At 72.2% G+C, this 18,258-nt stretch carries 16 protein-coding genes; 4 read left to right on the forward strand and 12 right to left on the reverse strand.

Features of this window, described 5'->3' with window-relative positions:
• Positions 1-290 precede the first annotated feature (290 nt).
• The 5 genes from ACWGJ5_RS01130 to ACWGJ5_RS01150 all read right to left on the reverse strand — a co-directional run bounded on the left by ACWGJ5_RS01130 (position 291) and on the right by ACWGJ5_RS01150 (position 4,883).
• Positions 291-857 carry a GNAT family N-acetyltransferase gene (locus tag ACWGJ5_RS01130; protein WP_453307696.1) on the reverse strand — a complete coding sequence of 189 codons (567 nt, stop codon included), beginning with the start codon at positions 855-857 and terminating at the stop codon, positions 291-293.
• Positions 858-859: 2 nt separating this feature from the next.
• A complete protein-coding gene (locus tag ACWGJ5_RS01135) occupies positions 860-1,444 on the reverse strand; it encodes an HD domain-containing protein (protein WP_453307697.1) in 585 nt (194 codons plus the stop codon).
• 211 nt (positions 1,445-1,655) lie between these two features.
• Positions 1,656-2,630 carry a pyridoxal-phosphate dependent enzyme gene (locus ACWGJ5_RS01140; protein WP_453307698.1) on the reverse strand — a complete coding sequence of 325 codons (975 nt, stop codon included), beginning with the start codon at positions 2,628-2,630 and terminating at the stop codon, positions 1,656-1,658.
• Positions 2,631-2,676: 46 nt separating this feature from the next.
• Complete coding sequence (locus ACWGJ5_RS01145; RefSeq protein WP_453307699.1) at positions 2,677-4,029, reverse strand: vWA domain-containing protein; 1,353 nt, start codon at positions 4,027-4,029, stop codon at positions 2,677-2,679.
• On the reverse strand, positions 4,026-4,883 hold the full coding sequence (locus ACWGJ5_RS01150) for an AAA family ATPase (RefSeq protein WP_453307700.1): 858 nt from the start codon (positions 4,881-4,883) through the stop codon (positions 4,026-4,028). The genes ACWGJ5_RS01145 and ACWGJ5_RS01150 overlap by 4 nt, the downstream gene beginning before the upstream one ends.
• Positions 4,884-5,065: 182 nt before the next feature.
• Between ACWGJ5_RS01150 and ACWGJ5_RS01155 the strand changes: the two genes are divergently transcribed.
• From ACWGJ5_RS01155 to ACWGJ5_RS01165, 3 genes are read left to right on the forward strand one after another with little or no spacing between them, the layout of a single operon-like run.
• Positions 5,066-5,821, forward strand: a complete 756-nt coding sequence (locus ACWGJ5_RS01155) for an ABC transporter permease (RefSeq protein WP_453307701.1) — start codon at positions 5,066-5,068, stop codon at positions 5,819-5,821.
• Positions 5,818-6,489 (forward strand): ABC transporter permease, encoded by a 672-nt coding sequence (locus tag ACWGJ5_RS01160; RefSeq protein WP_453307702.1) that lies wholly within the window; start codon positions 5,818-5,820, stop codon positions 6,487-6,489. Before ACWGJ5_RS01155 ends, ACWGJ5_RS01160 begins: the two co-directional genes overlap by 4 nt.
• A complete protein-coding gene (locus ACWGJ5_RS01165; RefSeq protein WP_453307703.1) occupies positions 6,486-7,421 on the forward strand; it encodes an ABC transporter substrate-binding protein in 936 nt (311 codons plus the stop codon). Before ACWGJ5_RS01160 ends, ACWGJ5_RS01165 begins: the two co-directional genes overlap by 4 nt.
• 15 nt (positions 7,422-7,436) lie before the next feature.
• On the opposite strand, the gene ACWGJ5_RS01170 is transcribed toward ACWGJ5_RS01165, so the two are convergent.
• From ACWGJ5_RS01170 to rhaI, 7 genes are all read right to left on the reverse strand, one after another.
• Positions 7,437-8,591, reverse strand: a complete 1,155-nt coding sequence (locus ACWGJ5_RS01170) for a betaine/proline/choline family ABC transporter ATP-binding protein (protein WP_453307704.1) — start codon at positions 8,589-8,591, stop codon at positions 7,437-7,439.
• Positions 8,592-8,708: 117 nt separating this feature from the next.
• Complete coding sequence (locus ACWGJ5_RS01175) at positions 8,709-9,350, reverse strand: LutC/YkgG family protein (RefSeq protein ID WP_453307705.1); 642 nt, start codon at positions 9,348-9,350, stop codon at positions 8,709-8,711.
• Positions 9,347-10,825 carry a LutB/LldF family L-lactate oxidation iron-sulfur protein gene (locus ACWGJ5_RS01180; RefSeq protein ID WP_453307706.1) on the reverse strand — a complete coding sequence of 493 codons (1,479 nt, stop codon included), beginning with the start codon at positions 10,823-10,825 and terminating at the stop codon, positions 9,347-9,349. Before ACWGJ5_RS01180 ends, ACWGJ5_RS01175 begins: the two co-directional genes overlap by 4 nt.
• The gene (locus ACWGJ5_RS01185) at positions 10,822-11,577 is read right to left on the reverse strand and encodes a (Fe-S)-binding protein (protein WP_453307707.1); all 756 of its coding nucleotides are present in this window, start codon (positions 11,575-11,577) and stop codon (positions 10,822-10,824) included. The genes ACWGJ5_RS01180 and ACWGJ5_RS01185 overlap by 4 nt, the downstream gene beginning before the upstream one ends.
• A gap of 72 nt (positions 11,578-11,649) precedes the next feature.
• Positions 11,650-13,098 carry a rhamnulokinase gene (locus tag ACWGJ5_RS01190; RefSeq protein ID WP_453307708.1) on the reverse strand — a complete coding sequence of 483 codons (1,449 nt, stop codon included), beginning with the start codon at positions 13,096-13,098 and terminating at the stop codon, positions 11,650-11,652.
• Positions 13,095-15,134 carry a bifunctional aldolase/short-chain dehydrogenase gene (locus ACWGJ5_RS01195; protein ID WP_453307709.1) on the reverse strand — a complete coding sequence of 680 codons (2,040 nt, stop codon included), beginning with the start codon at positions 15,132-15,134 and terminating at the stop codon, positions 13,095-13,097. The genes ACWGJ5_RS01190 and ACWGJ5_RS01195 overlap by 4 nt, the downstream gene beginning before the upstream one ends.
• 136 nt (positions 15,135-15,270) lie before the next feature.
• Complete coding sequence (gene rhaI, locus ACWGJ5_RS01200) at positions 15,271-16,431, reverse strand: L-rhamnose isomerase (RefSeq protein WP_453307710.1); 1,161 nt, start codon at positions 16,429-16,431, stop codon at positions 15,271-15,273.
• Between the two features lie 275 nt (positions 16,432-16,706).
• Between rhaI and ACWGJ5_RS01205 the strand changes: the two genes are divergently transcribed.
• Entirely contained in the window at positions 16,707-18,221 is a 1,515-nt protein-coding gene (locus ACWGJ5_RS01205; protein ID WP_453307711.1) for a sugar ABC transporter ATP-binding protein, read from the forward strand.
• Positions 18,222-18,258 lie beyond the last annotated feature (37 nt).

Consider the following 18,258-nt stretch of genomic DNA (forward strand, 5'->3'; position numbering starts at 1 on the left):
TGCCGGCGACGGCCAGGGCCGCGCCTACGGCGGAAACCCCCAGGGCGGCCCTCAGCCTGCGGGCACGGCTGGGGCTGGATGCACGGTGTGCGGACATGGGTTCCTTCGGTCGTTCGGGGTCGGACATCTGGTCGAAGTGGAGGCCTCCACCCCGACAGACGTCCGACCCCGGCCGAGGTTGCAGGTGACCAACGACCAATTTTCCGCACCCGCCGTCGCCCTGGATGAGCCGCCCGTGGCCCTGGAGAGGCCGGGCCCCTCGTCGCCCCCTGGAGGACAACGGCAGCCCGTCACACGCCGTCGACCCGCGTACCCTCCGTCCATTCCGACGCCAGCACCGACCAGATCTCCTCGTCGTGTCGCTCGCCCCGGTACAGGTGACTCTCCCGCAGGACGGCCTCCTTGCGCATGCCCAGCCGCCGGGCGACCGCGATGCTGGGCGCGTTCCCCGCCGACACCCACCACTCCACCCGGTGGATGCCCCGCTCCCGGACGGCCCAGTCGATGAGCAGGCGCCCGGCCCGGGTCACCAGGCCCCGGCCCACCGCCGCCGGTTCCAGCCAGCAGCCCGCCTCCGCCGTGCCCTGCGGGACGCCCATCCGGCGCAGGATCACCGCTCCGACCAGCGTTCCGTCGAGCCGGATCCCCCGGATCAGGCCGGCGTCGGCCGCCTCCTTCCCGGCGTACGCCGTCAGGAACTCCCGGGCCGCCGCCAGGTCCGTGACCACGTCCGGGAGACCGTTGAACCGCCCGATGAACTCCCGGCCACGGTCCACATGGGCGAGGAACTCCTCGGCCCGCCAGGGCTGGAGGGGACACAGCTCGGCGCCGTCGGCACCGAGGGAGGTCGCGTACATGGTCACCTTCGGGTGATCGGGTGGGACATCTGGTACGCCAGCCTACGGTCGGCACCCTCCCCGAGCGCCGTGAGGGCCTCGTCCAGCTCCATGAACCACTGCCAGGCCGCCCGCCCGTCGATGCCGGCCAGCCGCGCCACGACCAGATCCTCCAGCTCCGGCACGCGTTTGTTCTTCCAGATCTTGTCGGCCAGGCTCACCAGCAGATCCTCCACGCCGATCCCGGGAGCCGTCCAGGACGCATGGGTGCCGGCGAAGCGGGCGAGTCGGTCCGGGACGCCGCGCGCGAGCAGCAACTTCCGTCCCGCTTCCTCGTGTTCGGCCCCGGGGCCGGACAGCTCCGCCGTGTGCACCGCCTTGCCGATGTCGTGCGTGGCGGCACCGAACAGCACCGCGTCGGCGTCGAACTCCAGCTTCGGGCCATGCTGTTGGACCCAGGTGACCAGATCCGCCGCCACGTCGTGCACCGCCCTCAGGTGCGCGACCAGGCGGGGCGGGGCGTCGACCGCTGCCAGCAGCGCGGCGGCGCGGTCGGGAAGCGGCCGGAGGGGTGGATCGCCGGTGTCGTCCGTCGCGATCGTCGACATGTCGGTGGCTCTCACTGTGTCGGAGTGGTCAAAGGCCTGTACCTGACCGGGCTGGACTTCGCCGGGACCCTGGCCAAGGAGTACGCGAAGGCCGGCGTGTCAGCAGCCGGAGCCGCATTCGGTCCGTCAGCCACAGCGGCCCGTCGGCCGTCGAAGCGCTGCCACCGGCCCCGCGCCGTCACCCCACCCAGCGTGGTCACCGGCCCCGCCGTCACCCGCCGAACACCGCCGCCCCCTCCTCCGCGAACGCGATCGCGTCCGGGTGGCCGAACAGGCCGGGCAGGCCGCCGGTGTGGACGAAGACCGTCTTCTCGCCCGGGCGGACGTCACCGTCGCGGACGGCCGCCCGGAGTCCGGCCAGGGCGCGGCCCGTGTAGACGGGGTCGAGGACCAGGCCCTCGGTGCGGGCGGCGAGCCGGAGCGCCTGTGTCACCGGCTCGGTCAGCGCCGCGTACCCGCTGCCCACCTGGTCCCGGCGCACCCGCAGCCCCTCGGGAGTGATCTCCTCGGTCGACAGGGGTGCCGCGAACTCGGCGACGGCGGCGGCCGGGTCGGCCAGCGCGCCCACGTCGACGCCGAGCACCGAGCCGGTGCCCAGGGCCGCGACCAGGCCGGCCATGGTGCCGCCCGAGCCGAGTGCGACCACCACCGTGCGCAGCTGGGGCACCTGCTCGTCCAGCTCCTCGCCGCAGCGCACATAGCCTCGGGCGCCCGGCACCCCCGACCCGCCGAACGGGATCAGCGCGGGCCGGGCACCGCCCGCCCGCAGCCGTGCGCACACCTCGGCCGCCGCGCCGTCCAGCCCGGCCTGGTCCACCTCGCCCGCCCATGCGATCCGCGCCCCGAACAGCCCGTCCAGCGCCAGGTTCCCGGACCGGGAGGCGCCCGGTGCGCCGCGCAGGACGAGGACGGCGGACAGGCCGAGCCGGGCGGCCGCGGCGGCGGTCAGCCGGGCGTGGTTGCTCTGCGGGGCGCCCGTGGTCACGAGCGTGTCCGCGCCCTCGGCGAGGGCCGCGCCCACGGTCCACTCCAGTTTGCGGATCTTGTTGCCGCCGCCGCCCAGACCGGTCAGGTCGTCCCGCTTGATCCACAGGTCCTCGGGTTCGAGTCCGAGCGCCGTGGCGAGCCGGGGCGCCCGTTCGACGGGGGTGGGGAAGGTGCCGAGCGGCACGGGGGAGTGGCTCATCGCGTACGTCCTTCGATGCCGGTCGTGGTCGTTCGGGACCAGTCGATCACACCGGCAGCAGCCGGGCGATCAGCGCGCTGAGCTGACGGGCCGTACGGCACTCGTGCATCTCGACCAGCTCGGCGTACGCGGGCGCGGCCGAGTCCCCGGTACCCCACCGGTCCCGGGGCTCGGGGTTCAGCCAGTACACGCGGCGGGCCCGCCCGGCGACCTCCCGTACGGCGGCCAGGTTCGGATCGCTCATGTTCGTCCGGGCGTCCCCGAGGACGAACACGGTCGTGCGCGGGCCCACCGCGTCGCCGTACCGCGCGGCGAACTCGCCCAGTGCCACGCCGTAGTCGCTGCTGCCGTGCCAGCCGGTGAGCGTGGCCTCGGCGTGGATGCGGGTGCCGAGCCCGTCGGGGTCGGCACGGCCGTGGTCGAGCAGGCCGGTCACCTCGTCGAGCCGGTTGACGAAGGCGAACACGCGGACCTTGCTGAACTGGTCGTGCAGCGCCTGCACCAGCAGCATCGTGAAGTCGGAGAAGCCGGACACCGAGCCGGACACGTCGCACAGCAGTACCAGTTCGGGGCGTACCGGGCGGCGCCGGCGCAGCACCGGCCGCATCGGCACGCCGCCCGTGGACAGCGAGGAGCGCAGGGTGCGGCGCAGGTCGACGGTGCCGCGCGCGGCCCGGCGGCGGCGCGCGGCCAGCCGGGTGGCCAGCTTGCGCGCGAGCGGCTGCACGGCCCTGCGCAGCTCGGCCAGTTGGTCCCGGTTGGCGAACAGGAAGTCCACCCGGTCCGCGGTCGGTACGACACCGCGCCGGGCGATCTCGTCCCGCCCGCGCCGCTCGGCGACCCTGCGCCGCGCCTCCGCCCCCACCATCCGCCGGAACTCCTCGATCCGGCGCCGGATCTCGTCGTCCAGCAGCCGGTCCGCGAAACCGGCCCCGCTCCCGTCCCGGCCCCGGACGTCCGCCCGCACCCGGGCCAACAGGGTCTGCGGGCGCAGCCGGTCCAGCGTCTGGTACGCCGACCAGCCGTCCGAGCCGGGTGAACTGCCGTAGCCGCCTAGGGCGTCGACCGCGTCCACCGCCAACCGGGCCATCAGCGCCCGGTCGTCGGCTGCCAGGGCCTGGGCCAGCCGGTCGCGCACCGCCTCGCGGTCCCCGGATTCTCCGTCCGGGCCGCCGACCCCGCGCGGGAAGTACAGGTCGAAGACCGGGTCGAACACCGCCCGCTGAGCGGGGCCGTGCAGCAGCGTCGCGGCCAGCCCCTCGCGCAGCCGCTCGCGGTCGGCGAGCCCCAGTGCCTCCACCGCGCGGGCCGCGTCCACCGTCTCGCCGGTGCCGATCCGCACGCCGTGTCCGCGCAGCGCCCCGACCAGCCCGGTGATCCGCTCGGCGACCGCGGTCACAGTGCGTCCAGGTCGAGCTTCGCCGCCGCCTTCTGGATGTCGTCCTGATGCTTGAGGATCACCCCGAGGCTGTCGCGTACGACCGTCTCGTCCAGGGTGTCGGCGCCCAGCGCCAGCAGGGTGCGCGCCCAGTCGATGGTCTCCGCGACGGACGGCACCTTGCGCAGGTCCATCGCGCGCAGCGCCCCGACCACCCGGACCAGGGATTCGGTCAGCGCCGCGCCCAGCCCGGGCACCTTCAGCCGCACGATCCGCCGCTCCAGCTCCTCCTCGGGGAAGCCGATGTGCAGGAACAGACAGCGGCGGCGCAGCGCCTCGGAGAGCTCCCGGCCGGCGTTGGAGGTGAGGACGACGAACGGGCGCCGGGTCGCGGCGACCGTGCCCAGCTCCGGGACCGTGATCTGGAAGTCGCTGAGCACCTCCAGCAGCAGCCCCTCCATCTCGACGTCGGCCTTGTCGGTCTCGTCGATCAGCAGCACCGTCGGCTCGTCACCGCGGATCGCGGTCAGCAGCGGGCGGGGCAGCAGGAACTCCTCGCTGAAGATGTCGGTGCGGGTCTCGTCCCAGCTCTCCTCGCGCCCGGCGCTGATCCGCAGCAGTTGCTTGGCGTGGTTCCACTCGTACAGCGCGCGGGACTCGTCCACGCCCTCGTAGCACTGCAGCCGGACCAGCCGGGCCCCGGCCACCTGGGCGACGGCCTTGGCCAGCTCGGTCTTGCCGACCCCGGCGGGGCCCTCCACCAGCAGCGGCTTGCCGAGCCGGTCGGCGAGGAACACGGTCGTGGCGACGGCGGGCGAAGCGAGGTAGCCGGTCTCGGCGAGGCGGACGGAGACGTCGTCGACGGACGTGAACAACGGGGCCTCCGGCGGGTCGGGAGTAGTGTCCGGACTCCTATCTAAGCGCTTGTTCAGCGCTGCTGTCACGTGGAATCCGCGGAGAGGGCCGACACACCGGCTGTTGTCCGCTGTCCCGCGGGGCGCCCCGTACGGGTCAGCCCAACGCGCCGACCGGCTCCCCCGCCCGGTCCAATGAAACGGTGACCGCGCCCCCGGACGACTGCCTCGCGCGCAACGAATGGATCTGCGGCGCCTATCTCGGCACCCGCCGCCAGATCCTCCTCGACGCGGTCGTGCAGCACCTCCAGCTGACCGTCCTGTCGGTCCTCATCGGCCTGGCCGTCGCCCTGCCGCTCGCGGTGCTGGCCCGCCGCTGGGGCTGGACGGCCGGGCCGGTGCTCGCCGTGACGACGGTCCTCTACACGATCCCGTCGCTGGCCATGTTCTCCCTGCTCCTGCCCCTGTACGGCCTCTCGGCCACCCTCGTCGTCGCCGGGCTCGTGCTGTACTCGCTGACGCTGCTCGTCCGGAACATCCTCGCGGGCCTGCGCGCCGTACCCGAGGACACCCGACAGGCCGCGCGCGGCCTCGGCTACGGCCCGGCCCGCCTGCTGCTCACCGTCGAACTGCCCCTCGCCCTGCCCGCCGCGATGGCCGGCCTGCGCATCGCCACCGTCTCGGCCGTCTCCCTGGTCACGGTCGGCGCCATCGTCGGCTTCGGCGGGCTCGGCAACCTCATCTACGCGGGCATGAACACCTATTTCAAGGCCCAGGTGCTCACCGCGTCCGTGCTCTGCGTGCTGATCGCCGTCGCCGCCGACCTGCTCCTGCTGGGCGTGCAGTGGCTGATCACACCGTGGACCAGGGCGGGCCGCACACGGGTGCCCTCCGGGCGAGGGCGGACAAGGGTCTCGCGAGCGAGGGATGCGTCCCGGACCGAGGCGGGCCGCGCATGAGCACGCTGCCCGCGACCTGGCACTGGCTCGCCGACCCCGCGCACTGGTCGGGCGACGACGGCGTCTGGCACCGGCTGCTTCAGCACCTGGTGCTCGCCGTCGTATGCCTGTTCCTGAGCTGTCTGATCGCGCTGCCCGTCGCCCTGGTCCTCGGTCACCTCGGCAAGGGCGGCGCGCTCGCCGTCAACATCTCCAACGTCGGCCGGGCCGTGCCCACGTTCGCCGTCCTGGTCCTGCTGCTGCTCACGCCGGTCGGCAGGTGGGGCGAGGGGCCCACGGTGGTGGCCCTGGTGCTGTTCGCCGTCCCGCCCCTGCTCACCAACGCCTACGTCGGCATGCGCGAGGTCGACCGCGGTGTCGTGCGGGCGGCCCGGGGCATGGGGATGACCGGGCGGCAGATGCTGCTGCGGGTGGAGCTGCCCCTCGCGCTGCCCATGGTCCTGAACGGGGTGCGGATCGCCGCCGTCCAGCTCGTCGCCACCGCCACCATCGCCGCGCTGGCGGGCGGCGGCGGCCTCGGCCGGATCATCACTGCCGGCTTCAACCTCGCCAGTACGCCCCAGGTGGTCGCGGGCGCCCTGCTCGTCGCCGTGTTCGCGCTCGTCGTCGAGGGCGCGTTCGAGATCGCCGAGCGGCTGGCACCGGGGTGGGCGCGGGGCGGCCGATGAGAAGAGCCCTCACCGCCGTCACGCTGCTCTCCCTCACCGCCTGCGGCACCGGCCCGTCCCTGGAGAACCGCGGCCAGGTCACCGCGGCACCCGGCGACAGCCACCACCTCACCATCGGCTCGGCCGGTTTCACCGAGAGCGATCTGCTCGCCCAGCTGTACGCCCAGCTGCTGAACCAGGCCGGCTACAAGACGTCCCTGCTCACCGTCAACAACCGGGAGCTGTACGAACCGGCCCTGGAATCGGGCCAGATCGACGTCGTCCCCGAGTACGCGGCCACCTTCGCCGACTGGCTGAACGCCAAGACCCACGGCGCGGACGCCGAGCCCGTCGGCTCACCCGACCTCGGCGAGACGATGTCCGCCCTGCGCCGACTCGCCGCACCCCGCGGCCTCACCATCCTCCCGCCCGGTCGCGCGGTCGACCAGAACGCCTTCGCGGTGCGCGCGGACTACGCCCGCCGGCACGGCCTCAGGACCCTCGGCGACCTCGGCGCGTCGAAACTGAAGGTGCGCATCGCGGCCGGCGACGAGTGCGTCCAACGACCGTACTGCGAGCCCGGGTTGAAGAAGGTGTACGGCATCGACATCACCGGCGTCGACCCCAAGGGCGTCGGCACCACGCAGGCCAAACGGGCCGTTCAGGAAGGCCGCGACCAGCTGGTGCTGACCACCACCACGGACGCCACCCTCGACTCCTTCGGCCTGGTCCTGCTCGCCGACGACAGACACCTGCAGAACGCCGACTACGTGGTCCCGGTGGTCAACCGCTCCCGGGCCGGCAGCGCCGGGGTGGCGAAGGCGCTGGGCAAGCTCAACGACGTCCTCACCACACGCGACCTGGCCGACATGAACCAGCAGGTGGACAGCTGGCGCAGGCTGCCCGCCGACGTGGCCCGCGCCTATCTGGAGGACAAGGGCCTGCTGAAGTGAGGCGCGGCCGGTGTCTCACGCGTCCGCGACCGAGTCGAACGACACCTGCCCCCGCGTCACGCCCCGCGCATCGGCGTCCACCGAGCGGCGCAGCGCCTCGTGCAGCTTCGCCGGGGTGAGCACGCCGAGGAAGCGCGCGCCGTCCAGCACCGCGACCCACCCGGCGTCGTACTGCAGCATCATGCCGAACGCCTGCTTCAGCGGCGCGCCCACCGGCACCCACGCGGTCATCCGGTGCGTGCGGTCCTCGACCGTGCCGCCCCTCGCGAGCTCGTCGATGCCGACCCAGCCGTGCAGATCACCGTACGCGTCGAGAACGACGGCCCACCGGGCGCCCTCGGCCCGCAACCGGTCCAGGGCCTCTTCGGCGGGCTCGTCCGGCCGGGCCACGGGCGGCTGCTGGAGGTCGTCCGGCTCGATCGCGGTGACCGACAGCCGCTTCAGCCCCCGGTCGGCGCCCACGAAGGAGGCGACGTACGGGGTCGCGGGCGCGCCGAGCACCGCGCCGGGCGTGTCGAACTGCTCGATCCGGCCCTGCCCGTACACGGCGATCCGGTCACCGAGCCGCACCGCCTCCTCGATGTCGTGCGTGACCAGCAGCACGGTCTTGCGTACGGCGGCCTGCATCCGCAGGAACTCGTCCTGCAGCTGCTCGCGCACCACCGGGTCGACCGCGCCGAACGGCTCGTCCATCAGCAGCACCGGCGGGTCGGCCGCGAGCGCCCGCGCCACGCCGACCCGCTGCCGCTGCCCGCCCGACAGCTGTTCCGGATAGCGCGGCCCGTACGTCTTCGGGTCGAGGCCCACCAGGTCCAGCAGCTCGGCGGCCCGCGCCCGCGCCGTCGCCCGCTTCCAGCCGAGCAGCGCGGGCACGGTGGCGGTGTTGTCCAGGACGGTGCGATGCGGAAACAGGCCGACCTGCTGGATGACGTACCCGATGCGGCGGCGCAGCCGCACCGGGTCGACGCCGGCGATGTCCTCGCCGTCGACGAGGATCCGGCCGGAGGTCGGCTCGATCAGCCGGTTGACCATCATCATGGTCGTCGTCTTGCCGCAGCCCGACGGGCCGACGAGCGTGACCAGCTCTCCCTCGGCCACCTCGAAGGAGAGGCCGTCCACCGCCGTCGTACCATCCGGATACCGCTTGGTGACCTGCTCGAACCGGATCATGTCCGCACGCTAACGGGGCCGCGCACGCGGCGCGCGGCGGTTGCGTCCGCCGGGTGGCGCAGGCCATGAGCCATTCGGGGGACCGGCCGAGCGGACCACGGTGGGCGGAACGCTCCGTCAGCTGAGCAGGATCACTTCCAGCTTGCGCGGACCGTGCACCCCCTCCACCCGGTCCAGCTCGATGTCGCTGGTGGCCGACGGGCCGGAGATCCAGGTCAACGGGCGGGCCGGGTCGAGGCGTTCGAGGGCCTGCGGGACCGAGGACACCACCTGGTCCGGGACCCGGACGACACAGATGTGGTGGTCCGGGATGAGCGAGATACGGCGCCGGCCCTGGTCGGGGGAGCCGTCCAGGACGATCGTGCCGGTCTCGGCGATCGCCACGGCACACCCCGTCACCACGCTGTCCACCTGGTCCAGCCGCTGCGCCGTGCTCACCGCCCGGTCGTGGATCCGCACCGGGTCCGCGGCGGACAGCCACTCCGGCGGCAGCCCGGGAGGCACCAGCACCTCCTGGGAACCCCGCTGGTTCAGCAGCCGCATGACGAGATACGGCAGCTCCTCGGCGTCGCTGCGGTGCACGATCGCCCGGTAGTCCGCCAGGTTCCCGGCCAGCAGCTCCACCGTCTGCTCCGTCGTGCGGGCCCCGTGCTCGCGCAGGTAGTCGCGGGGCACGGCCTCCGCGTACGGCTGCTCGTCCGGTGTCACATCGGCGAGGGCGCGCCGCACCCGGCCCAGGATCCGTTCCCTGCTGCTCACTTGGTGCCGTCCTTTCCACCGCGAGTGCGCTGCCACCAGTCCCGGAAGGGTTCCGCCGGTACCGCAGGCAGGTCCCGGGTGCCGCTCCAGGCCCTGCCCGGGCCCGGCACGGTACGGGGGTGCAGCCGGCGGGTGCGGGAGGCGAGCCGCTGGCCCGAGCGCAGGGCGGCGGGGTGGGTGAAGGCCCAGCGCGCCGCGCGCATGGCCGCCCGCTCGGCCGCGTGCCCCTTGGCCGGCCTCAGCATCACCTTGTTGCCCTGCCGCACCGTCGGACCGCCCTCCACGACCCGCTCCCGCAGATGCACCAGCACCTCGGGAATGTCGATGGCGACCGGGCACACCTCGTAGCAGGCGCCGCACAGACTCGACGCGTACGGCAGTGAGGCATCGATCTCGCTCGCCGTGCCCCGGAGCTGGGGGCTGAGGATGGCGCCGATCGGGCCCGGATAGACCGAGCCGTAGGCGTGGCCGCCCGCCCGCTCGTACACCGGGCACACATTCAGGCAGGCCGAGCAGCGGATGCAGCGCAGGGCCTGGCGGCCGACCTGGTCGGCGAGCGTGTCGGTGCGGCCGTTGTCGAGCAGGACGAGGTGGAAGGTCCGGGGTCCGTCGCCGTCCTTGGTGCCGGTCCACATGCTCGTGTACGGGTTCATGCGCTCGGCGGTGGAGGAGCGGGGGAGGGTCTGCAGGAAGACCTCCAGGTCACGCCAGGTGGGCACGATCTTCTCGATGCCCACGACCGAGATCAGCGTCTCGGGGAGCGTCAGGCACATCCGGCCGTTGCCCTCGGACTCGACGACGACGAGGGTGCCGGTCTCGGCGACCATGAAGTTGGCACCGGAGATGCCGACCCTGGCGCGCAGGAACTTCTCCCGCAGGTGCAGCCTGGCGGCCTCGGCGAGCTCGGCGGGGGTGTCGGTCAGATCCTCTGGAGCGGGCCGGCCCCACTCGCCCATCTGCGAGCGGAAGATGTCCCGGATCTCGCCCCGGTTGCGGTGGATGGCGGGCACGAGGATGTGCGAGGGACGGTCCTTGCCCAACTGCACGATGAGCTCGGCGAGATCGGTCTCGTAGGCGTGGATGCCTTCTTCGAGGAGGGCCTCGTTGAGTCCGATCTCCTGTGTGGCCATCGACTTGACCTTGACGACCTCCGACTCGCCGGTCTCCTTGACGAGTTGGGCGACGATCCGGTTGGCCTCGTCGGCGTCGGCGGCCCAGTGGACCGTACCGCCGGCCGCCGTGACCGACTCCTCCAACTGCACCAGATAGCGGTCGAGATGGCGCAGGGTGTGGTCCTTGATCCGGCGGCCCGCCTCGCGCAGCGCCGCCCAGTCGTCCAACTCCCCTACTGCGCGGGCCCGTTTGGCGCGGATGGTGTGCGTGGCGTGCCGCAGGTTGCCCCGCAGGGTCGTGTTGCCCAGGGCGTCGTGAGCCGCCTTCGGAAAGGCCGGCATACCGACGAACGTTCCGCTCATGCCGCCGGTTCCTCCTCCGTGCTCGCCAGGATCTCCGCGATGTGCACCGGCCGCACGGTCGTACCCAGCCGGCTCATCGTGCCGCCGATGTGCATCAGACACGAGTTGTCGGCCGCGCACAGCACCTCCGCGCCCGTGGACTCGGCGCTGCGCACCTTGTCCGCGCCCATGGCCGCCGACACCTCGGCGTTCTTCAGCGCGAACGTGCCCCCGAACCCACAGCACTCCTCGGCACCCGGCAGCTCGACCAGCTCCAGCCCCTCGACCGCCTGCAGCAGCCGGCGCGGCCGGTCGCCGAGGCCCAGGCTCCGCAGTCCGTGGCAGGTCGGATGGTAGGTGACCTTGTGCGGGTAGTAGGCGCCGACGTCCGTCACGCCCAGCACGTCCACCACGAACTCCGTCAACTCGTACGTCTTCGGTACCACCGGCGCCAGCGTCCGCGCCAGCGAGTCCCCTCGCCCCTCGGCGCGCGCCCGCTCGCCCATCCGCGGATACAGCTCCCGCACCATCGCCCCGCAGGATCCGGAGGGAGTGACGATCGCGTCGTACTCGCGGAAGACATCGGAGAAGTGCCGGGCCAGCGGCTCGGCCTCGTGGCGGTAACCGGTGTTGTAGTGCGCCTGCCCGCAGCAGCTCTGGCCCATCGGGAAGTCGACGTCGACACCCAGTCTGGTCAGGAGTTTCACCACAGCACGGCCGGTGTCCGGATAGAGCGTGTCGTTGACACAGGTCAGGAACAGGGCGACACGCATCGCGGCTCCTCGGGATCGGTCATCGGACGAGTGCAGGGTAGTGGGCGAACACCGTCGAAGGGAGACCGCCGCTCACCGTGTGGCGAGCCTTGCCTCGGCCTCCCGCCAGCGCGCACTGTCGCCGAGCGGCGTGTACCGGGTGAGCGGCTGGGTACGGGTGAGCAGCCGGCGCATCGCGGCCAGGTCGCCGACCAGCCCGTGGGCGCGGGCCTGGACCAGGACGTTGCCGAGGGCCGCCGCCTCCGTGGCACCGGCCACCACGGGAAGCCCGCAGGCGTCGGCGGTCAGCTGGCACAGCAGCGCGTTGCGGGTGCCGCCGCCGACGACGTACACCACGTCCACCGGACGGTCGGCCAGCCGCTGGGCGTCCTCGACGGCCCGGCGGTGGGCGAGGGCCAGCGAGTCCAGGATGCACCGGGTGACCTCGCCTCGCGTCGCCGGCACCGGCTGCCCCGACGTCCGGCACGCCTCGGCGATCCGCTGCGGCATCCGCCCCGGCGCCAGGAACCTCGCGTCCCCGGCGTCCACCACCGAGCGCAGCGCCCGCACGGTACCGGCCTCGCGCAACAGCAGCCCCAAGTCCTTCTCGCCCCAGGCCCGTTGACACTCCTGGAGCAGCCACAGCCCCATGATGTTGCGCAGGTACCGGACCGTGCCGTCGAGCCCGAGCTCGTTGGTGAAGTTGGCGGCCCGGCTCTCCTCGGTGAGCACCGGAGCGGTCAGCTCCAGACCCGCCAGGGACCAGGTGCCGGTGCAGATGTAGGCGAAGGCCTCGCCGGCCGCCGGGACGGCGGCCACCGCGGAGGCGGTGTCGTGCGAGCCGACGGCCGTCACCGGCACGGGACCGGTCAGCCCGGTCTCCTCCAGCACCTCCGGCCGCAGCAGCCCGGCCGGATCGCCGGGCTGCCGCAGCGGCGCGAACAGCCCGAGGTCAATCCCGAGCCGCTCGGCGATGTCGTACGACCACGTCCGCGTCCGGGGATCCACGAGCTGGGTCGTGGAGGCGTTGGTCAGCTCGGTGCCCTGCTCGCCGGTCAGCCAGTACGACATCAGATCCGGAATGAGCAACAGCCGTTCGGCGTAGGCGCGTTGATGCATCCCGCGGGCCGCCGTCAGCTGGTACAGGGTGTTGAAGGGCGCGTACTGGATGCCCGTCGCCGCGTACAGCTCCCCGGCCGGCACGGTCGCCCACACCTTTTCCGCGACGCCCTCCGTGCGGGCGTCGCGATAGTGCACCGGGTTGCCCAGCAGGGCCCCGTCGGCGTCCAGCAGGCCGTAGTCGACGGCCCAGCTGTCGATGCCGACGGAATCCACCCGGCCCGCCGCCCGGAGCCCGTCCAGGACCCCGCCGTACAGCGCGAGGACGTCCCAGCGCAGCCCCTCCGCGAGGCGCACGGGCCGGTTGGGGAAACGGTGCGCCTCGCTCAGCTCCAGCGAGTCCGGGCTCACCCGGCCGACCATCACCCGCCCGCTGGAGGCGCCGAGGTCGACCGCGGCGTACGACTTCACACGCGCGCTCATCGCAGGAACGCGGCCGCCACACCCGCGTCGACCGGGACGTGCAGCCCGGTGGTGTGGGTCAGGTCCCCGCCGGTGAGCGCGAACACGGCGTTCGCCACGTGCTCGGGCAGCACCTCGCGCTTGAGGATGGTCCGCTGGGCGTAGAACTCGCCCAGCTTCTCCTCCCGCACCCCGTACACCGCCGCCCGCTGGGCGCCCCAGCCGCCCGCGAAGATCCCGGAACCGCGCACCACACCGTCCGGGTTGACCCCGTTGACCCGGATGCCGTGTTCGCCCAACTCGGCTGCCAGCAGCCGTACTTGGTGGGCCTGGTCCGCCTTGGTGGCGGAGTAGGCGATGTTGTTCGGCCCGGCGAAGACCGCGTTCTTGGAGGCGATGTAGACGATGTCACCGCCCAGCCCCTGCGCGATCATCACCCGCGCCGCCTCCCGCGAGACGAGGAAGGAACCGCGGGCCATGATGTCGTGCTGGAGGTCCCAGTCGCGTGCCGAAGTCTCCAGCAGCGGCTTCGAGATGGAGATTCCGGCGTTGTTGACGACGAGGTCGACTCCGCCGAAGGCGAGTACCGCCGTCTTGAAGGCCTCCGCGATCCGCTCCTCGGACGTGACGTCGACGGTGACGGCAACGGCCTTGTCCGGCCCGCCCAGTTCCCCGGCCACGGCCCGGGCGCTCTCACCGTTCAGATCGGCGACGACGACACACGCGCCCTCGGCCGCCAGCCGGTGCGCGATGGCCTTCCCGATCCCGCTGCCCGCACCGGTCACCACCGCCACCCGGGTCGCCAGCGGCTTCGGCTTCGGCGTCCGCCGGAGCTTGGCCTCCTCCAGCGCCCAGTACTCGATGCGGAACTTCTCCGGCTCCTCGATCGGTGCATACGCCGACACCGACTCCGCGCCGTGCATCACATGGATGGCGTTGACGTAGAACTCGCCGGCCACGCGAGCGGTCTGCTTGTCCCTGCCGAAGCTGAACATGCCCACACCGGGGACGAGCACGACGGCCGGGTCGGCGCCGCGCATGGCGGGGGAGTCGGGCAGGGCGTGCCGCTGGTAGTAGGCGGCGTACTCCTCCCGGTACTCGGCATGCAGCTCCTTCAGCCGGGCCACGGCTTCCTCCAGCGGCGCGGTGGGCGGCAGGTCCAGCACCAGCGGTCGTACCTTCGTGCGCAGGAAGTGGTCGGGGCAGGAGGTACCCAGCGCGGCCAGCCGGGGATGTTCGGCGCGGGCGAGGAAGTCCAGTACGGCGTCGGAGTCGTCGAAGTGCCCGACCTGCGCCCTGTCCTGCGAGGCGAGCGCCCGCACATACGGGGCGAGCGCGGCGGCCCGCTCCCGGCGCTCTGCCTCGGGCAGGGCCCCGTACCCTTCGATCACGGGCCCGAAGGGCTCCGGCTTCCCGCGCTCGACGAGAAACGCCTCGGCGGCATGGATGATGTGCAGCGAGTTGCGCTCGCACTCCTCGGCTGTGTCCCCCCACGCGGTGATCCCGTGCCCGCCCAGCACCACACCGATGGCCTGCGGGTTGGCCTGCTTGACCGCCGCGATGTCCAGCCCCAGCTGGAACCCCGGCCGCCGCCATGGCACCCATGCCACCGAGTCGCCGAAGCACTCGGCGGTCAGCTTCTCCCCGTCGGCCGCGCAGGCGAGCGCGATCCCGGAGTCCGGGTGCAGATGATCGACGTGGGCGGCGTCCACCAGCCCGTGCATGGCGGTGTCGATGGAGGGCGCGGCCCCGCCCTTGCCGTGCAGGCAGTAGTCGAACGCGGCGACCATCTCGTCCTCGCGCTCCACACCGGGGTACACGCCGACGAGCGCCCGCAGCCGGTCCAGCCGCAACACCGCGAGCTGCGATTCGGTGAGCGTCCCGAGATCCCCGCCTGATCCCTTGACCCACATCAGCTGGACATCTCCGCCGGTGACGGGGTCGGTGTCGGTGCCCTTGGCGGACGCGTTGCCGCCGGCGTAGTTCGTATTACGGGGATCGGAGCCAAGTCGATGCGAACGGGAGAGCAGAGCGGCGGCTTCGCGATGGGTGGACATGACCTTCGGTTCCTTTTGCGAGAGGGGAGTGCGCCCACCCAGGGGCGCGGGGCTGTATCGATGTGCGGCTCCGCCGCGTGGGCGCGAGCAACCACACACGGCCCGCACTCCGCAGACGACAGAACTGGGCAGCTGCTCACGCCCCCCAACCGGCCTGCTGTCCACCGACCCGCTCGGCAACGGTCTTCTCTGTCCATCCGGACCGCGCATACGCGGCAAGGGGATCGGGGTCCAACCCCATCTCCTCCCGCACCTCACGAAGCAACGGCCGCACATCCGTGTTGTACGCATCCATCAGCACGGCGTTGGCGCCGAGAACATCGCCCGCAGCCTGAGCCTCGGCCAACGCCGACCGGTCGACGAGCAGCGCCTTCGCCGTGGCCTCCTGCACGTTCATCACCGACCGGATGATCGCCGGAATCTTCGCCTCGATGTTGTGGCACTGATCGAGCATGAACGCGACGTCCGGCCCGAACCCGCCCCCGCGCACGACCTCGTACATGATCCGGAACAGCTGGAACGGATCGGCCGCCCCGACCATCAGGTCGTCGTCGGCGTAGAACCGGGAGTTGAAGTCGAAGCCCCCCAGCTTCCCCTCCCGCAGCAGCGTGGCCACGATGAACTCGATGTTGGTGCCGGGAGCGTGGTGCCCCGTGTCGACGACGACCTGCGCCTTCGGGCCCAGCTTCAAGCAGTGTGCGTACGCCGTCCCCCAGTCCGGGACATCGGTCGTATAGAACGCCGGCTCGAAGAACTTGTACTCCAGCAGCATCCGCTGCCGGTCGCCCAGCCGGTCGTACACCTCGGCCAGCCCCTCCGCCAACCGGTCCTGCCGCGCCCGCACATCATCCTGCCCGGGATAGTTCGTACCGTCCGCGAACCACAGCTTCAGATCGGCGGAGCCCGTCGCGTCCATGATGTCGACGCACTCCAGCAGATGGCCGACGGCCTTGCGCCGCACCGCCGCGTCCGGATGACAGATGCTGCCCAGCTTGTAGTCGTCGTCCTGGAAGGTGTTGGAGTTGACCGCCCCGAGCTGCACGCCCCGCTCCCCGGCGAACTCGGCCAGCGCGGCATAGTCCTCGACGCTGTCCCAGGGGATGTGCAGGGCCACGGTCGGCGCGACACCGGTGTGCGCGTGCACCTGGGCCGCGTCCTCGACCTTCTCCTGCGGTGTGCGGGGAACGCCCGCTTGCGCGAACACCTTGAAGCGCGTCCCCGAGTTCCCGTACGCCCACGACGGCGTCTCGACGGCCTGGGTCTTCAGCGCGGCCTTCACCGCGGCGAGGTCGGTCACTTCGGGCTCCTGTGGCATCGGACCAGAAAGGCTTTCGTGTGAAACGATTCAGGACGGGAAGCTATGAGCCCTCCGAGGGCGTGTCAAGCCCTGTGTCCAGGCGCGTTCTCCGTGACCTGGGAGTGACCTTCGGCTATCCAAATTTTTTCGGGTGGCAGCCATTGACGTGACATGTGTGCCATGCCTAACGTCCCCGCCATCCAGTTGAAACCTTTCACGACGCTGCGACGGCTTTCCGACATAGCCGCCGCGCCGGCGTCGTCGAGGAGCCACCCATGACCCACCCGCCCGACACGGGACCGACCCCGGTGCTGGCGCTGAGGGACGTCGCCAAGTCCTTCGGTGCCGTACGCGCCCTGCGGGGCGTCTCCCTCGAGCTGTTCGCCGGTGAGGTCCACGCCCTCGCCGGTGAGAACGGCGCGGGCAAGTCGACCCTGATCAAGACGCTTGCCGGGGTGCACCGTCCGGATGCCGGCCAGGTGCTGCTCGACGGTGAGCCCGTCCAGTTCCATGGGCCCGGCGACGCCCGCGACGCCGGGATCGCCGTGATCTACCAGGAGCCCACGCTCTTTCCCGACCTGTCGATCGCCGAGAACATCTTCATGGGCCGCCAGCCGAGGCGCGCGCTCGGCCGTATCGACCACAAGGCCACCCGCGACGCCACCGCCGCCCTGATGAAGCGCCTCGGCGTCGACCTCGACCCCGACCGCCCCGCGCGCGGTCTGTCCATCGCCGACCAGCAGATCGTCGAGATCGCCAAGGCGCTGTCCTTCGACGCCCGGGTCCTCATCATGGACGAGCCCACCGCGGCCCTCACCGGCAGCGAGGTCGCCCGGCTCTTCGGTGTCGTGCGCACCCTGCGCGAACAGGGCGCGGCGGTGCTGTTCATCTCCCACCGGCTGGAGGAGATCTTCGAGATCTGCCAGAAGGTGACCACCCTGCGCGACGGCGCCTGGATCGCCGGCGAGCCGCTGGCCGGTATGACCGAGGACGACCTCGTCCGCCGGATGGTCGGCCGCGACCTCGACGAGCTCTACCCCAAGCAGGAGGTGGCGCCGGGCGAGGTGGCCCTGAGCGTGCGCCGGCTGACCCGCGAGGGCGTCTTCACGGACGTGTCCTTCGAGGTGCGGCGCGGGGAGATCGTCGGCCTCGCGGGGCTGGTGGGCGCCGGCCGTACCGAGGTGGCCCGCGCGGTGTTCGGCATCGACCGCTGGGACGCCGGGGAGGTCGAGGTCGACGGCCGGAAGCTGACCAATGGCGCGCCGTCCACCGCGATGGCCGCCGGGCTCGCCCTCGTCCCCGAGGACCGGCGCGCCCAGGGCCTGGTGATGGACATGTCCATCGAGCGGAACATCGGCCTGACCGGGCTCCGGACGACCGTGAAGGCCGGGCTGGTGGACCGGGGCGCCGAGCGCAGCCGGTCGCTGGACTGGGCGGTGAGGCTCCAGGTGAAGTACGCCCGGATCGCCGACGCCGTCTCCACGCTCTCCGGCGGCAACCAGCAGAAGGTGGTCCTCGCCAAGTGGCTGGCCACCGACCCCAAGGTGCTGATCGTCGACGAGCCCACCCGGGGCATCGACGTCGGCACCAAGGCCGAGGTGCACCGGCTGCTGTCCCAGCTCGCCGCCGACGGGGTGGCGGTGCTGATGATCTCCTCCGACCTGCCGGAGATCCTCGGCATGGCCGACCGGGTGCTGGTGATGCACGAGGGACGGCTCACCGCCGAGATCCCGAGTTCCGACGCCACCGAGGAAACCGTGATGGCCGCAGCCACCGGGAGGGCCGCGTGAGCGACGCACATATCGCAACAGCCCGCGCGCAGCGCGG

It is taken from the genome of Streptomyces sp. NPDC054783, assembly GCF_053611725.1.

Coding starts and splice junctions, on each gene's coding strand:
- ACWGJ5_RS01130 (WP_453307696.1), bottom strand. CDS start 857: ATGTACGCGACCTCCCTCGGTGCCGACGGCGCCGAGCTGTGTCCCCTC.
- ACWGJ5_RS01135 (WP_453307697.1), bottom strand. CDS start 1,444: ATGTCGACGATCGCGACGGACGACACCGGCGATCCACCCCTCCGGCCG.
- ACWGJ5_RS01140 (WP_453307698.1), bottom strand. CDS start 2,630: ATGAGCCACTCCCCCGTGCCGCTCGGCACCTTCCCCACCCCCGTCGAA.
- ACWGJ5_RS01160 (WP_453307702.1), top strand. CDS start 5,818: ATGAGCACGCTGCCCGCGACCTGGCACTGGCTCGCCGACCCCGCGCAC.
- ACWGJ5_RS01165 (WP_453307703.1), top strand. CDS start 6,486: ATGAGAAGAGCCCTCACCGCCGTCACGCTGCTCTCCCTCACCGCCTGC.
- ACWGJ5_RS01170 (WP_453307704.1), bottom strand. CDS start 8,591: ATGATCCGGTTCGAGCAGGTCACCAAGCGGTATCCGGATGGTACGACG.
- ACWGJ5_RS01180 (WP_453307706.1), bottom strand. CDS start 10,825: ATGAGCGGAACGTTCGTCGGTATGCCGGCCTTTCCGAAGGCGGCTCAC.
- ACWGJ5_RS01185 (WP_453307707.1), bottom strand. CDS start 11,577: ATGCGTGTCGCCCTGTTCCTGACCTGTGTCAACGACACGCTCTATCCG.
- ACWGJ5_RS01190 (WP_453307708.1), bottom strand. CDS start 13,098: ATGAGCGCGCGTGTGAAGTCGTACGCCGCGGTCGACCTCGGCGCCTCC.
- ACWGJ5_RS01195 (WP_453307709.1), bottom strand. CDS start 15,134: ATGTCCACCCATCGCGAAGCCGCCGCTCTGCTCTCCCGTTCGCATCGA.
- ACWGJ5_RS01205 (WP_453307711.1), top strand. CDS start 16,707: ATGACCCACCCGCCCGACACGGGACCGACCCCGGTGCTGGCGCTGAGG.